The 14,526-nt window shown below is 42.5% G+C and carries 15 protein-coding genes; 10 read left to right on the top strand and 5 right to left on the bottom strand.

Annotated features, from left to right (window positions below; genetic code table 11):
* The first annotated feature begins 119 nt into the window (after window positions 1–119).
* From ACQ76V_RS03580 to coaBC, 8 genes are all read left to right on the top strand, one after another.
* The gene (locus ACQ76V_RS03580) at window positions 120–752 is read left to right on the top strand and encodes an IMPACT family protein (RefSeq protein ID WP_440999108.1); all 633 of its coding nucleotides are present in this window, start codon (window positions 120–122) and stop codon (window positions 750–752) included.
* A 75-nt stretch (window positions 753–827) separates the two neighbouring features.
* The gene (locus ACQ76V_RS03575) at window positions 828–1,373 is read left to right on the top strand and encodes a cob(I)yrinic acid a,c-diamide adenosyltransferase (protein WP_440999107.1); all 546 of its coding nucleotides are present in this window, start codon (window positions 828–830) and stop codon (window positions 1,371–1,373) included.
* 130 nt (window positions 1,374–1,503) lie between these two features.
* Entirely contained in the window at window positions 1,504–2,847 is a 1,344-nt protein-coding gene (glmM, locus tag ACQ76V_RS03570) for a phosphoglucosamine mutase (protein WP_440999106.1), read from the top strand.
* An 86-nt stretch (window positions 2,848–2,933) separates the two neighbouring features.
* A complete protein-coding gene (locus ACQ76V_RS03565) occupies window positions 2,934–3,983 on the top strand; it encodes an NAD(P)-dependent alcohol dehydrogenase (protein ID WP_440999105.1) in 1,050 nt (349 codons plus the stop codon).
* A 189-nt stretch (window positions 3,984–4,172) separates the two neighbouring features.
* On the top strand, window positions 4,173–5,054 hold the full coding sequence (locus ACQ76V_RS03560; RefSeq protein ID WP_440999104.1) for a YicC/YloC family endoribonuclease: 882 nt from the start codon (window positions 4,173–4,175) through the stop codon (window positions 5,052–5,054).
* The gene (gmk, locus tag ACQ76V_RS03555) at window positions 5,047–5,622 is read left to right on the top strand and encodes a guanylate kinase (protein ID WP_440999103.1); all 576 of its coding nucleotides are present in this window, start codon (window positions 5,047–5,049) and stop codon (window positions 5,620–5,622) included. The genes ACQ76V_RS03560 and gmk overlap by 8 nt, the downstream gene beginning before the upstream one ends.
* A gap of 15 nt (window positions 5,623–5,637) precedes the next feature.
* Window positions 5,638–5,931 (top strand): DNA-directed RNA polymerase subunit omega, encoded by a 294-nt coding sequence (locus ACQ76V_RS03550; protein ID WP_440999102.1) that lies wholly within the window; start codon window positions 5,638–5,640, stop codon window positions 5,929–5,931.
* Between the two features lie 3 nt (window positions 5,932–5,934).
* A complete protein-coding gene (gene coaBC, locus ACQ76V_RS03545; protein ID WP_440999101.1) occupies window positions 5,935–7,137 on the top strand; it encodes a bifunctional phosphopantothenoylcysteine decarboxylase/phosphopantothenate--cysteine ligase CoaBC in 1,203 nt (400 codons plus the stop codon).
* Here coaBC and ACQ76V_RS03540 read toward each other — a convergent pair.
* Together ACQ76V_RS03540 and ACQ76V_RS03535 are read right to left on the bottom strand one after the other, a co-directional pair.
* Entirely contained in the window at window positions 7,134–9,287 is a 2,154-nt protein-coding gene (locus ACQ76V_RS03540; RefSeq protein WP_440999100.1) for a PAS domain S-box protein, read from the bottom strand. The genes coaBC and ACQ76V_RS03540 overlap by 4 nt on opposite strands.
* An 81-nt stretch (window positions 9,288–9,368) precedes the next feature.
* Window positions 9,369–10,511 carry a hypothetical protein gene (locus tag ACQ76V_RS03535; protein ID WP_440999099.1) on the bottom strand — a complete coding sequence of 381 codons (1,143 nt, stop codon included), beginning with the start codon at window positions 10,509–10,511 and terminating at the stop codon, window positions 9,369–9,371.
* A gap of 131 nt (window positions 10,512–10,642) precedes the next feature.
* Between ACQ76V_RS03535 and ACQ76V_RS03530 the strand changes: the two genes are divergently transcribed.
* Window positions 10,643–11,599 (top strand): hypothetical protein, encoded by a 957-nt coding sequence (locus ACQ76V_RS03530; protein ID WP_440999098.1) that lies wholly within the window; start codon window positions 10,643–10,645, stop codon window positions 11,597–11,599.
* A gap of 1 nt (window position 11,600) precedes the next feature.
* Complete coding sequence (locus tag ACQ76V_RS03525) at window positions 11,601–12,461, top strand: esterase/lipase family protein (RefSeq protein WP_440999097.1); 861 nt, start codon at window positions 11,601–11,603, stop codon at window positions 12,459–12,461.
* 5 nt (window positions 12,462–12,466) lie between these two features.
* On the opposite strand, the gene surE is transcribed toward ACQ76V_RS03525, so the two are convergent.
* Genes surE through fabZ form a run of 3 tightly spaced genes read right to left on the bottom strand, consistent with a single transcriptional unit; the run spans window position 12,467 to window position 14,518 of the window.
* Window positions 12,467–13,234 carry a 5'/3'-nucleotidase SurE gene (surE, locus tag ACQ76V_RS03520; RefSeq protein WP_440999096.1) on the bottom strand — a complete coding sequence of 256 codons (768 nt, stop codon included), beginning with the start codon at window positions 13,232–13,234 and terminating at the stop codon, window positions 12,467–12,469.
* A gap of 12 nt (window positions 13,235–13,246) precedes the next feature.
* Window positions 13,247–14,074, bottom strand: a complete 828-nt coding sequence (gene panB, locus ACQ76V_RS03515; protein ID WP_440999095.1) for a 3-methyl-2-oxobutanoate hydroxymethyltransferase — start codon at window positions 14,072–14,074, stop codon at window positions 13,247–13,249.
* On the bottom strand, window positions 14,075–14,518 hold the full coding sequence (fabZ, locus tag ACQ76V_RS03510; protein ID WP_440999094.1) for a 3-hydroxyacyl-ACP dehydratase FabZ: 444 nt from the start codon (window positions 14,516–14,518) through the stop codon (window positions 14,075–14,077). It lies immediately after the preceding gene.
* Between the last annotated feature and the right edge of the window lie 8 nt (window positions 14,519–14,526).

Genomic DNA, 14,526 nt, shown 5'->3' with positions numbered 1-14,526 from the left:
TTTTAAGGGTAAAATCTTATTCAGAAATGTTCTAAATTGTCAGTACACTAATTGATTGTTATTGGTTCTTTATTATTCATTGGCATTTATAATAACTATTACCTGGTATTTATAATAACTTGAACACATTGAAAACCGTTCAACAAACTTTTTCAGCATCTTTCAGAGAAAAAGGCTCAAAATTTATTGGCTACCTGGTTCCTACTTCATCAAAAGAACACTTTGAACACCAACTTGATGATATTAAATCAAAATATCCCGACGCCACCCACCATTGCTATGCCTGGCGCATCAATCCCAACAAGATAGAGGAGTTTTCTCAGGATGACGGGGAACCGAGTGGCACGGCGGGGAAACCGATTTTAAACAAGCTAAAATCCTACGAAGTGGTTAATTGCGGATGCATTGTAGTTCGTTATTACGGGGGTACAAATTTAGGGACGTCGGGATTGATTCAGGCATACGGACGATCGGCCGAGCTCTGCCTCGATAAAGCTAATTTAAGTACCCTCATTCCTACCCAAAATGTAGAGATTACCTATCCCTATAACCAGCAAAAGGAAATTGATCAGCTTAAAAATCGTTTTGATCTCAAAGAGCTGGATGCTGAGTACCTGGAAAAAGTGACCCTGGAAATGGCTTGTAGATCTAATCAAACAGATCGTTTTTTAGAAGCCCTTGAAAAGCTGGAACATTCTGGCGTCACTGCTGAACCATTGGGCAATGGATATGTAACAATAAACAACAGCTAAGGCTGATAATAAACCTGAAAAAAAGCTGTACGCTCCGTACTTTAAGCTACTCAATTTTTATCACACTAACATCTCATGAAGATTTATACCAAGAAAGGCGATTCAGGAGAAACTTCGCTCTTTGGCGGAACGCGCGTCCCCAAATCCAACGAGCGTATTGAAGCTTATGGTACGGTTGATGAGCTCAATTCATTTATCGGATTGGCGGCCAGCTATGAGCTTTCAGAATCTGGTACAAAATATTTGCGCAAAGTACAGGAACTACTTTTTACCCTCGGCGCCGATCTGGCCACCCCGCCATCATCCCAAACCCGAATCGACCGTATCTCAGCGGATGATGTTTCTTTTTTAGAGGATGCCATTGATACACTTGAAGAGAATCTGGAAAGCCTAAAGAACTTTGTTTTGCCGGGCGGCTCCCAACCGGGCGCAACATTACACATAGCACGAACTATTTGCCGTCGCGCCGAGCGTGCTACAGTGAAATGCGCCAATGTGGACGATATTTCTGATAACTGCATAAAATTCCTCAATCGTCTTTCTGATTTCCTTTTTGTGATCGCGCGCTATGAAAACAAACATGCCGGTGTCCGCGAAGAAACATGGAAAGGCAAGCAGTGAACGTCAGATAACTTTTACCTGAATTTTATACTTCTGAAAAAACTATTTTATCAACCATCATTATGAATTTATCTCAGCATCTTTAAGATTCTGAATGAGTTCATAATGAGATTCAAACTTTTATATATCTATGAGTTTAATGATTTCAGTCTCGGGCATCCGGGGCATTTTTGGCACTGATTTAACTCCCGAAAATCTAACCCGCTTCACAGCTGCTTTTGGTCAATGGACGGGAGGAGGAAAAATTGTGGTGGGTCGCGATACCCGCGTTACCGGACAAATTTGTGAGGATATTGTTTGCGCTACGCTACAATCGGTAGGATGTGATGTCGTAAAAGCCGGTGTTGCTCCGACACCTACAGTAGCAATGGGGGTACTCAAACATCAGGCTGATGGTGCTATTATTATTTCTGCCAGCCATAATCCTGAAGAGTGGAATGCTCTGAAGTTACTGAACAGCAAAAGTGAATTCCTGGATGATGCCCAAGGCAAAAAAGTTATGGAGATTAGCGAAAATGAATCTTATTCCTACAAAAAATATGACCAAGTAGGAAAAGTGACTGAAGATAACGACCTGCTGGACTATCATATCCAAAAAATTCTGGACCTTCCCTATATCAATGCTGACTTGATCGCCTCAAATGACTTTTCAGTCGCTATTGATCCAGTAAATGGAACCGGCGCTGTAAGTCTTCCCCGTTTATTGGAGGCTCTCGGTGTCGAAACAGTTCATGCTATAAACGATGACCCCACCGGACTTTTTGCTCACGTTGCAGAACCTTTGCCCGAGCATTTGGGGGATATCTGTGAACTTGTCAAAAAGCAAAACTGTGATCTGGGCATCGTCACCGATCCCGATGCCGACCGGCTGGCACTGGTAACGAATAAGGGTAATCTATTTGGGGAAGAATACACCCAGGCTGCGGCTTTCGATTTTCTGTTGGATAAAAAAACAGGAGCCTGTACAACTAACTTGTCCTCTTCTCGTGTGGCCGAAGATGTAGCTAAGAAGTACGAGCAAGAATGTCATCGATCGTCGGTTGGAGAAATCAACGTAGTAAAAAAGATGCAGGAAGTTGATGCCGTAATTGGGGGGGAAGGAAATGGCGGTGTCATCAATCCCGACCTGCATTACGGGCGGGATGCATTGGTGGGTGTAGCTATGATTCTGCAATTACTGGCCGAAAGAGAAATCAGTGCTGATGAATACCGCAACAATCTTCCCAATTATTACATGCGAAAAGACAAGATGCAGTTGGCTGATGTTGACGGTGATGCCTTGCTCGAAAAGGCAGAAACCATCTATAAGGAATATAATCCCAACACGACTGACGGTGTAAAAATAGATTTTGAAGACGGCTGGGTTCATCTTCGAAAGTCCAATACTGAACCGATCATTCGGGTTTATTCCGAAGGTATTACTCCTGAAAAAGCAGAGCAGTTAGCGCAATCTGTGATCCGAAAAATTCAATAATCTTTCAGTAAAAATTATTGAATGTAATAGTCTTGTCTGACGTTTAAACATTCAATCAAATCAATTTTAAATTAAGATTATTTTCAATGAACACTGTTAATGCATTTGCAGCACATGACCCTGAAGCGGACTTAGAACCATATAACATCGAACGCCGGGGCGTTAAAGACGACGATGTTAAGATTGAAATCACATACTGTGGTGTCTGCCATAGTGATATTCACCAGGTTCGAAATGACTGGAACAACTCAAAATATCCCGTTGTGCCCGGTCATGAAATTATTGGGCGCGTTACCGAAGTAGGATCAAATGTAGAAGATTTCTCTGAAGGTCAGCTTGTTGGTGTGGGCTGCATGGTCGATTCTTGTCAACAGTGCAAGCACTGCAAAAATGACCTTGAACAATTTTGTGAAGAGGGGGCAGTATTAACATATAATGGACCGGATGAGCATTTGGGCGGACACACGTTTGGTGGTTATTCAGAACAGATTGTGGTAGACAAAGAATTTGTCTTAAATGTGCCCGACAATATTGATACCAATGCAGCAGCACCTCTGCTCTGTGCCGGAATTACAACTTGGTCTCCGCTCCGCCACTGGAATGTACAAGAAGGTGACAAAGTAGGCGTAATCGGTCTTGGCGGACTTGGTCACATGGGCGTTAAATTTGCTGATGCCCTGGGAGCCGAAGTCGTTATGATTACTCGCTCTCCGGAAAAGGCCGACGATGCTAAACGACTGGGGGCGGATGAGGTTCTCATATCCACCGATCAAGAGCAGATGAACGAACATGAAGGCTCTTTCGATTTTCTACTTAACACCATTCCTGTTAAACACGATTTAGACCCGTACATTCAGCTGCTTGCTGTTGATGCTACGATGGTATTAGTCGGAGCTATTGAACCGCTTGAAGAGATGCACGGTGGAGGTTTAATTGGCGGCCGCAAGCGTGTAGCAGGTTCTATTATAGGAGGCATTAAAGAAACACAGGAAATGCTGGATTTTTGTGGAGAACACGAAATTACCTGCGATATTGAAATGATAGATATACAAAATATTAACGAAGCTTATGAACGGGTTGTCAATTCGGATGTAAAATATCGATTCGTGATTGATATGAAATCCCTTAAAAACTAATATCCTATTATTTTATTGCAACTTCTAAGCCATCGAAGGCAACGGATATCCTGTTGTCTTGGATGGCTTTTTTTTAATATCGGTATAGCAGGAAGAAATTATCATCGATATAAAAAGAAGGTTAATTTTATCGGGCAACAGAGTTTCTTATCTTAGCTTTTTCAAAAATCGGAATAAACCAACAGCTACATGATTACATCCATGACGGGCTTCGGTCGCGGCGAAGCTTCAGAAAACGGTATTACAGTAACGGTTGAACTGAAATCAGTGAATAGTCGCTATCTGGATATTTCTTTGCGCCTGCCACAATCGCTGCAAAATCATGAGCTGGATATTAAAGAACTTCTGCAACAGCATGTTGAACGAGGAAAAGTGAATGTTTCGATTCGTGTTGACAAATCAGACACCGGCGAACCCGAAATTACCTTTAATGAAAATCTGGTTCAAGGTTATAAGGAAATGCTCAACGATTTGCGCAAAGCTGCGGGTATTGAAGAGCCTATCACCCTAAAAACTTTCCTTGAATTTAACGACATCTTCGAATCTCGTAAAGACGACGAAGAGACCAAAGAACAGATCTGGATGCTTGCACAACAAGCGATTGAGGAAGCCGGTGAAGAGTTAAAGAATATGCGACTACAGGAAGGAAGTCAGCTTGAAAATGATCTCAATCAGCGTATCGATCACATTGAGGAAATGTTGAATATTGTCATGGATAAAGTGGAAGGACGCTCCGAACAAGTTAAAGAAGATCTTATTGAACGCATCAACGAATTAATCGAAAGCGATAAAATTGATCCGGACCGTCTGGAGATGGAAGTGGCGGTTTTGGTCGACAAAATGGATATTACTGAAGAAATTGTTCGCACCCAATCCCATATCAAATTCTTCAGAGAAGCAGTCAATAATGACAATGCGGTGGGACGGCGTCTGAACTTCCTTAGCCAGGAAATAAATCGTGAAATCAACACCATTGGTTCCAAAGCCAACGACTCGGAGATTTCACAGTATATCGTCAAAGCAAAAGAAAGTTTAGAACAAATAAGAGAACAGGTACAAAACGTTGAGTAAACCCACGCCCGGAAAAGTTATTGTCATTGTAGCACCAAGCGGAGCCGGAAAAACCACCATTGCCCAGCGCTTGCTGAATGATTATCCCAGGATTAAATTTTCCACTTCGGCTACGACACGGAACCCACGCAAAGGAGAAACCGACGGTGAAGACTATTACTTTTTAAGCGACGAGGAATTTGATCAAAAAATAGAGAATGAAGAATTTTTAGAGTGGGAGCATTACAGTGGCAATCGCTACGGCACCCTGCGATCTGAAGTTGATAAACTGGTGGAATCTGGGTATTTTCCTCTGCTTGATATCGAAGTGAAGGGAGCCCTCAACGTGCAGCGGCTCTACAATTCGGGCGCCATTTCCATTTTTATTGAACCGCCCTCGATGAATGAGCTCAAAGACCGGCTCTCTAAGCGAGGCAGTGAAACAGAAAGCTCACTACAACAACGCTTAAAACGAGCAGAAATGGAAATGAATTATGCCGATCGCTTCGATTATTCTGTTGTTAATGACGATCTTGAAGAAGCATACACAGAAGTCAAGAATATTATAGAACCCTTTATCACTGACTAAAAGCTGGATTACAACATGGGTATTAAAACATTAGATATTGAAAAACTGAACAAAGACACCGGAAATCAGTACGAGCTGATTACCATTATGTCTAAAAGGGCCCGGCAGATTGCAGCCCAAGAAAAGCTTCAGCTTGATGAAAAACTGAAATACTTTGAAGGCTTTGAGGACGACGATGAGTTCACCTTCAACGAAGAGCAAGAAAATATCTCCAAAGAGTTTGAAAAACTTCCCCACGCTACGCAGCGTGCTGTTGAGGAGATGGAAAGCGGTGAAATCTATTTCCGTTATCCACAAGAAGAAGATTAATTTATGTTATCCGGCAAGCGGATAATATTAGGAGTTACCGGAGGAATAGCAGCCTACAAGGCTGCTTTTCTTTTACGTGCCTTACAGAAGTCCGGTGCTGAGGTGCGTGTAGCAATGACTCCCTCTGCAACTCGATTTGTAGGTACCGAAACGTTTTCTTCTCTCTCCAAACATGAAGTTGCCGTTGATGTTTTCCCAGAAAATGAGGCTGCAACCCAATCATGGACTCAACATATCTCTTGGGGCGAATGGGCTGATCTTTTTGTAATTGCTCCCTGTACGGCTAATACCCTCGCAAAAATCGCGCATGGCATTTCTAATAATATGCTTACATCAACGGTATTGGCCGCGCGTTGCCCCCTACTTATCTGTCCCACCATGGATGGTGAGATGTATGAGTCACCGGCCGTGCAAAAGAATCTGAAAACTGTTCAAGAATTCGGTTATCACATCTTGGAGCCGGAAGAAGGATATTTGGCCAGCGGGTTAGAAGGCAAGGGGCGATTACCCGAAACGGATCGTATCCTCGAAAAATGCGATACCATTCTTGAACAACATCGTTTAGAAGGTCCCTTAGCGGGCAAAAAAGTCCTTGTTACCGCAGGACCAACTCGAGAACATATTGATCCCGTTCGTTTTATCTCTAATCCCAGCTCGGGCAAAATGGGGTTTGCCATGGCTGCAGCAGCACAACAATTGGGTGCAGAAGTCATCTTGGTTCATGGTCCGGTTTCCTTATCCAAACCCATAGGGATAGCGACCATTGAAATTGAATCTACCCGGGAACTTTTTGAGCAGGTGAAAAACCATGCGGATGCGGATGTGGTAATTATGGCTGCCGCCATTTCAGATTTCACTCCGCAAAAAACTCATCCCCAAAAAGTAAAAAAAGACCAGGCCGAATCATCCATTCGGCTCAAGAAAACAACCGATATTTTAGCCTGGCTCGGCGATCATAAAAAAGAGGGACAAGTTCTTATCGGCTTTGCGATGGAAACCGAAAATCTACTGGAAAACGCCCAAGCTAAACGAGAGCAGAAAAATGCCGATTGGATTATAGCAAACTCTCTTAACGAAGCGGAAGCCGGCTTTGGATCCGACAAAAACAGTGTGTATTTGATAAGTAAGAAAGACAGCTTGCGGTTTGAAGGACTAAAAAAAGAAATTGCCCGGAAAGTACTTTCACATATCTTTTCAATTACTTAGTGCACGTTGTTACCATTAACGCTCAACATACTACCACTTCCATTTTGTTTTTTGTTTTCAAACACAACTTTAAACTCCGTTCCACCATCCGAAGTATAAAAAAGTTCCCCTTCAAGTTGATCGGTTAAAGATTCTATCAAATTCATTCCGATCGATGTTTGTCCTTCTATACAAAAACCACCTGGCAGGCCAGCACCATTATCCCGTACAATAATTGAAATTGCTTGTGCTTTCTCTTTCAGCAGGATTTCGATAGTACCCCGTTCATTCGCATCAAAAGCATGCTTATAAGCATTCGTCACCAGTTCATTAATTATAATAGCACTGGGTATGGCCTGATTAATATCTAACAGTACATCCCCGGTATCTACCTCTACATCGATGTGTTGATGATCAAATGGCAAAGTGTTTTTAATGGTATCAATTAGTTTTGTAATATATTCCTCAAATGAGATATCGATAAAGTTCTCGGATTGATACAACAATTCATGCACAATACCGATAGACTGTATTCGCATCTGGCCATCATTTAAGGCATTCCGAATTTCTTCATTTCCGGCCTCAAATGCTTGCAGCTGCAGCATCCCGGAAATAATGGCCAGATTATTTTTTACCCGGTGATGTATCTCTTCTAACAATACCTGTTTTTCTTTAACTGACTGCTGTAACTGTTCCTGGTATTTTTTCTGTTCGGTAATATCCACATATATTCCAAAGCCGGCAATCGGTTGACCATCCAAATAAACCGGAATAGCCCCTAACAACAGGTTCAGCTTCTCTCCCCCTTTGCTATATCGAATGATATCAGTGTAAAACTTATCCTCCTCAAAACCTTTATCAGGCATCCGAGGCACAATCTGATCATCTTCTTCCCCAACAATTATTTCGTCAATATCCTGATTCAACAATTCTTCTTCGGTATATCCGAAGAGTTCTTCGAAGCTTTTATTTACTTTCCGCACTCTATTCTGAGGATCAATCATTACCATAGCCCCTGGTGCTTTCAGGAACAGCTTTCTGAATAACTCCTCACTCTTCCGTAATTTTTCCTGTGCTTTCTTCTGTTCGGTTAAATCACGTACTATAGCCTGCACATATTCATCCTCTGGCAACTCCAAGCGGTTTAAACTCACCTCCACATCAACTGGCTTGCCCTCTAATGTCTGATGCCGCCACTCAAAAACTTGTGGATTTCCCTCAAACGCTTGCTGTATTTTTTTGCGTGCTTTAACATCAGATTTTTGTCCGTCTAACTGATATTCGGGAGAAAAATCAGTGGGATTTTTCCCCAAAATCTGATCTCTGTCATCCAAGCCAAAAATATTAACCACTTGGTTGTTGCATTCAATAAACTTACCATCTTTGATGATAAAAATGCCATCGTTGGCATTCTCAAAGAGCCGCTGATACCGAATCTCTGCCCGTTTTTTTTCGGTCACATCTTCAATAAAAGTTAACACCGAAATTAAATTACCACTATCGTCACACAAAACCGAGGAGTGTACGTTAATATCAACCAAATAGCCCTGTTTATGGTATACCCTTGTCTCAAATTGGGACCGATCACTTTCGCCCGAAAGCAGGTAATTCATATCCTGCTGTACACTAATTAACCCATCTTCATAAAAATCAAAGAACTCGGGTGTGTGTCCAAATACATCATTTTTGGTATAACCCGTAATTTCCCGTGCTCGATCCGACCATTCAATGATTTCATAGTTCTCATCCCATTTTATCATAGCCAGCGGACTGTGGTTCACATGATGATTTAATTCATTGAACGCACTTTTTGCCCTTTTTTCCGCTTCCACACGTTCGGTCACATCGTGGATAAATGCCAGACGGGCATTTTCGTACCCATTTTTATAGGCATGGGAAGAAACCTGTACATAAAAAAGAGAGTTATCTTTTGAGCAATGACGAACTACCTTTTTTAGACTAAGTTTTTCATCCTCTTTATGATCCCAAAAACATTGTAGCTCTTGATGCATTTCGCCGGGATGTAAATCATACATCGTTAGTTTTTCTAATTCATCACGAGCGTAACCGTATTTATTAAAAAAGGATTTGTTCGCTTCTAAAATTTGCAGCGAATCCCTATCGTAGATTAACACCGGGTTCGGTGTTAAATCAAACAATGACCAATCCATAATGATATTCACCTTCCTATTTTTTATTTACTACTTAAGGTAACCGAACAATTCGTTTAATTCAAGTTGAGTTAACGAACATTAAAACTCCCACATATAGGTCCGGTGTGTTTTATGATGAAAACAGCCCAAGGCTTCTAAACTTCTTTGCATCAACCAATTACTCTCACTGACCCATGCGCCTTCCAAGTATTCCAGGGCGGGTGCGGCCTTCTTGGTAAACTGAATGCCCCGTGTAAAGGTTAGGGCCTCGAGACCTATTTTGCGATATTTTGGTCGCGTGCCGTAGACGAGAGTCCTCAAGTGTCTTGCGCGGCGCTTAAACCACATCAGTTTGGGATAATGCCACCAACGAAGTCTCCCCCCCGTTTCTTTTGACAACTCATTGAGATCAGGAACACAGACCACAAAAGACGCTGGCTCACCATCCACAAAAGCAATAAGTACACTTTCGGGTATTAGGACCGGCTTTAATTTTTTTATCATTGCCTCAACCGTATCCTGTGTAAGTTCGGTAAATTCCGCTTCACGGTCAGTAATGTCTTGCTGGCTCCAGGCCTCGTTATAAATCTGGCGAATATATTCTGCGTCCCGATAAATATTATTTTTGTCGAGTGACCGCAGCATCACATCAGATCTGTTTTCTATGCGGTTTGTAATTCTCTTCATGCGATCCGGGATCGGCTGATCGAAACTACGCTTGTAGCTCCAGTGATCATCAAGTTTTACCGCTCCGGTATCCTCCAGATATTCTTTGTAATACGGCGGATGGTAAAACATGCCATAAATAGGAGGCTCATCATAGTTTTCAACAAGCAACCCCCAGTAGGTATCGTTTTCGCCAAAATTGATGGGACCGCGCATTGCGTTATAACCTCGTTTCCGGTGCCAGTCGACCGCAAAGTTGACGATGGCCTGGGCAATCGTTGGGTCATCCTGCATTTCGAAAAATCCCATACCGCCCATTGTCGGATCGAGAACTTTATCACGCTCCGGGGTATTCATCACCGCAAAACGCCCCACCACCTCTTTCCCTTCTTTAACAAGAAACCGCTCGCATTCTCCTTTTTTGAAAAACACATTTTTATTAGGGTCAAAGATGCTTTCTATTTCAGAACGAAATGGCGGTGCCCATTGGGGATAGTTTTTATAAATTCGAAATGGCAACTGATGAAATGCATCAATTTGCTGAGATGTTTCTACCAATTCAAAGCTATAAGCCATTTGCCGGGGAAGTCGAGTCGATTAAATTAGTACTTACAATTCGCCTAATTCAAGAAATTATTCATAGATTTCCAATAGAATAACACCTATTATTAGACGGCAAAAATGCCAACTTAATATCGACAACTGGCTTGAAGGAACAAAAGAAAAAACAACTAATAGCAATTCTGCTGTTAGTATCGTGTTTTATAAGTGGATTCATCCTCTTTTCTACGTCTGATAACTCCGCAAAAAGGCTTACTTCACTGGGCCAGGCAGACTCGCTTATCTACCAACAATTCTCGAATTTTAACATTTCTGATGATCAGGTATCTGTTGCCAAAACGCCAGTCGATTCAAATTTATCTCGTAAAACATATTATGTAGGACTACCCTACCGATTTTCAAAAACCCAGTTCCATGCCGAGCTCAACGATGCTCTTTTTCCCTACGATATTCAAACGCCGGCCCGAGTCAGCTTCCCTCAAAAAGATATTAATATTCAGTTATTGTATAGTGGCACTGTAATTAGAACTGTTTCACTTCAAACCGATCCCAAACTTTCGCTGCAACAAAATGATATTAGCCTGCTATTAAGTTTTGATGAGCTACCAGAATCTAATGTGATTTCAAAACTAAATGCTCTTGCCGAATCCATCCCCCTGGTATTGAAAATTGAACAGCCCATGGAGGCACAAACCTTAAAAAAAGACCTCAATGGAGAATATCATTCTATGATATTTTGGTTTCAAAACAAAAATGGAAAGGATCTGATCAAAACTAATCCAGAAGCAGCCCATTCCCGACTCGATCGGCTACAGGATATCTCTCCCAACGCACGGGTCTTGGTCACAAAAAGTAATAGCTCAGAGCTGGTAAATAAATTTAACAAGCTTACGTTTATTGATGCATCCAATGCCCAACAATTACATGAACAAATGGGACAAGAAGCTTTTTTTGAAGAACTTGCTTTATTACAATCCAATACTCGATCATTTTTAGCATTAATAACCGGATCAGAAACAACCGTTGAGTGGTTGATAGAAACATTACCTGATCTAAAAAAAGCGGGTGCTCGGATCGTTTCACCGCCCAAAATAAATTCTTAATATGATTGATCGTCTTGATACCGACCGATGGCTCAAACGGTTTGAGCTAAACCAATTTCCCGAACCAGAAATTGTACAGCTTAACCACCCCGTATTACTTTGCCACGGGTATGGGGCCATCGCATCACTGGTAAAACCTTCACCGCTTTTTGATGTAGCGTTACTACTTCGATCTCACAACGTGCTGGCATTTGCACCAAATATTGTTCCTTACGCCAAAATAGAAACCCGGGCTAAGGGATGGGTAAAACTCATCAAAGAACTCTCAGAAAACGTACCCAATGGCAAGGTTAATATTGTAGCTCATAGCATGGGCGGTCTCGACATGCGCTATGCTCTTTCAAATTTGGATATTGCTTCTCATGTTGCCTCATTTACGACGGTTAGCACCCCGCACCGTGGAACAAGCCTGGCGGAACTCACGCTGAAAACACCCGATGCAATCCGTGATAAATTAGGAGATTTCCTCGATTGGATGGGCGATCGTATTTATCCACATACAAAAAGTGATTCAGTAGGTTCTGCTGCACAACTGACACGCAAATATGTTACCGAGGTTTTTAACCCCGCCACACCAAACGTCGATGACATTCCATACTATTCTTATACCTCAGCAGTGGGTAAAGGAACGACTGAACCCATTCGTGTTATTGCACGCTATCAAAACAAGCATATATTTGATCTGGAGGGACCCAATGATGGAATGGTATCGGTCGAAAGTGCTAAATGGGGCGAACATATTGAAACCTCCAACCTCTCTCACCTGGAGCAGATGAATATGCGCGTCAAAGATGACCGTGAAATGTTATACCACAACTTCTGGCTGGATGTGGTTAAAATGCTCGAAGCCAAAGGGCATTAAACAACCTAAAGCTCAATATCTTCCTTTTTCTTGAGCAGCGTATAGGCTGTCATATCGTACTGTATGGGGGTCAGCGAAGCATATCCTTTTTCCAACACATTAACATCCAAGTCATCGCCTTCATCTAATAGCTCAAGTTTACCGGTCATCCAGTAGTAGGATCTATTATTGGGATCTACACGGCCTTCAAACTCTTCCACATAGCGGCTATTTGCCTGACGTGCCCATTTAATTCCTTTTAACGGGCCGGCCGGAACGTTTAGATTCATAGTAACTCCTTTGGGAAGTCCTTCACTTAATACATAGCCAATAACTTTTCGAGCGGCATCTTTAGCTCCCGAAAGATCTGCATCCTCATCATAATCCGTGCAACTTACCGCTATAGATGGATATCCCAGTATTGTACCTTCCGTAGCAGCACTTACCGTACCTGAATACAAAATATTGATACCGGCGTTACTACCATGATTTATACCACTAACAACCAGATCCGGTTTGCGTTGCATCAACTGATCATGAGCTAACTTCACAGAATCCGCGGGCGTCCCCGTCACCGCCTGTCCGTTAAAGCGTCCATCAATTTGAAAAGAACGTGACCGAAGCGGCGTATTTACTGTAACGGCGTGCCCTACTGCACTTTGCTGACGATCGGGGGCGATAATTTCCACATCCCCAAACTCATCGGCAACCTGGGCAAGGGCTCGAATACCGGGTGAGAAAATGCCGTCATCATTACAAACTAAAATTACCGGATTCTTGTCAGATGTACTCATAAATGGGTTTTATTAATCGTATTGCTCATTTTCATTTGGAAAGTCTCCGGATTTTATATCCGTAATATATTTCTGAACAGCATTAGTCATAGAAGAATGCATATCATCATATCGGCGGAGGAATCGCGGTTTAAACTCCTTGTTAAGTCCCAGCATATCATGAGTGACCAGCACTTGTCCATCGCACTTTGACCCGGCACCAATACCGATGGTGGGGATCGAAATTGCTGCTGTTACTTTTTCTGCCAGTTCAGCTGGAATCTTTTCTAATACTATGGCAAAACACCCCGCCTCTTCCAATTGTTTAGCATCTTCGATAAGCTGATCTGCTTCGGTCTCTTCCGTGGCTCGCACCTTGTACGTACCAAATTTATAAATACTCTGTGGAGTCAGCCCCAGATGGCCCATAACAGGAATCCCAGCTTCCACAATTTTAGCGATGGTATTTACAACCGGCTTACCGCCTTCCAATTTAACACCGTGGGCCCCTGCTTCTTTCATCATGCGTCCCGCATTTTCCAGCGCTTCTTCAGCTGTCACCTGGTAACTCATAAACGGCAAATCAGCAATAACTAAAGCTGTTTCCACTCCCCTTACTACGCACGAAGCATGATAAATCATCTGCTCCATTGTCATAGGCACGGTGGTATCAAAGCCGGCCATCACATTACTGGCCGAATCTCCCACCAAGATGACGTCGATACCCGCCTGATCTACAATCCGAGCCATGGTATAGTCGTAGGCAGTCAGCATGCTTATTTTCTCAGACTGCTGTTTCATTTCAACAACAGTCTGCGTAGTAACTTTTTTAGGGCGATCAGAAGATTGTTGTGTACTCATTTAATCCTCGCTTGGAACTATGGCTGCCGTAGCATCCAATTCGCAGACGACCTTATCATCAACCCGGGCTTCAGCCGTCATGTTATAAAAATTTCGCTTTTCCTGAACCAACTTTACTTCCATTCTGAGCTGATCGCCCGGTACGACCGACTTGCGAAATTTCGCTCTGTTGATCCCCGTAAAAACCGGTATATAGTCTTCCGGATTGTCAATATGAGAATGCATCAACATTAAACAACCGCTCTGAGCAATAGCCTCAACCTGAAGAACGCCCGGCATAATGGGACGTTTGGGAAAGTGCCCGTTAAAAAAATCCTCGTTAGCCGTGACGTTTTTTAATGATAAAATGCGTCCCTCTTCTACTTCCAACACCCGATCTACCAGCAAAAATGGGTATCGGTGGGGAATTAGCTTTTTAATTTCATCAATTGTTAACTGGTCCATAGTCTCGT

The sequence above is a fragment of the Fodinibius sp. SL11 genome (assembly GCF_052060035.1).
GTDB lineage: Bacteria > Bacteroidota > Rhodothermia > Balneolales > Balneolaceae > Fodinibius.
This window is presented reverse-complemented; position numbering and strand designations above follow the sequence as displayed.

What these genes read in the sequence shown, in the direction of transcription:
- ACQ76V_RS03575 (WP_440999107.1), top strand. Translation starts at nt 828, where the DNA reads ATGAAGATTTATACCAAGAAAGGCGATTCAGGAGAAACTTCGCTCTTT.
- glmM (WP_440999106.1), top strand. Translation starts at nt 1,504, where the DNA reads ATGAGTTTAATGATTTCAGTCTCGGGCATCCGGGGCATTTTTGGCACT.
- ACQ76V_RS03565 (WP_440999105.1), top strand. Translation starts at nt 2,934, where the DNA reads ATGAACACTGTTAATGCATTTGCAGCACATGACCCTGAAGCGGACTTA.
- ACQ76V_RS03560 (WP_440999104.1), top strand. Translation starts at nt 4,173, where the DNA reads ATGATTACATCCATGACGGGCTTCGGTCGCGGCGAAGCTTCAGAAAAC.
- ACQ76V_RS03550 (WP_440999102.1), top strand. Translation starts at nt 5,638, where the DNA reads ATGGGTATTAAAACATTAGATATTGAAAAACTGAACAAAGACACCGGA.
- coaBC (WP_440999101.1), top strand. Translation starts at nt 5,935, where the DNA reads ATGTTATCCGGCAAGCGGATAATATTAGGAGTTACCGGAGGAATAGCA.
- ACQ76V_RS03540 (WP_440999100.1), bottom strand. Translation starts at nt 9,287, where the DNA reads ATGGATTGGTCATTGTTTGATTTAACACCGAACCCGGTGTTAATCTAC.
- ACQ76V_RS03535 (WP_440999099.1), bottom strand. Translation starts at nt 10,511, where the DNA reads ATGGCTTATAGCTTTGAATTGGTAGAAACATCTCAGCAAATTGATGCA.
- ACQ76V_RS03525 (WP_440999097.1), top strand. Translation starts at nt 11,601, where the DNA reads ATGATTGATCGTCTTGATACCGACCGATGGCTCAAACGGTTTGAGCTA.
- surE (WP_440999096.1), bottom strand. Translation starts at nt 13,234, where the DNA reads ATGAGTACATCTGACAAGAATCCGGTAATTTTAGTTTGTAATGATGAC.
- panB (WP_440999095.1), bottom strand. Translation starts at nt 14,074, where the DNA reads ATGAGTACACAACAATCTTCTGATCGCCCTAAAAAAGTTACTACGCAG.
- fabZ (WP_440999094.1), bottom strand. Translation starts at nt 14,518, where the DNA reads ATGGACCAGTTAACAATTGATGAAATTAAAAAGCTAATTCCCCACCGA.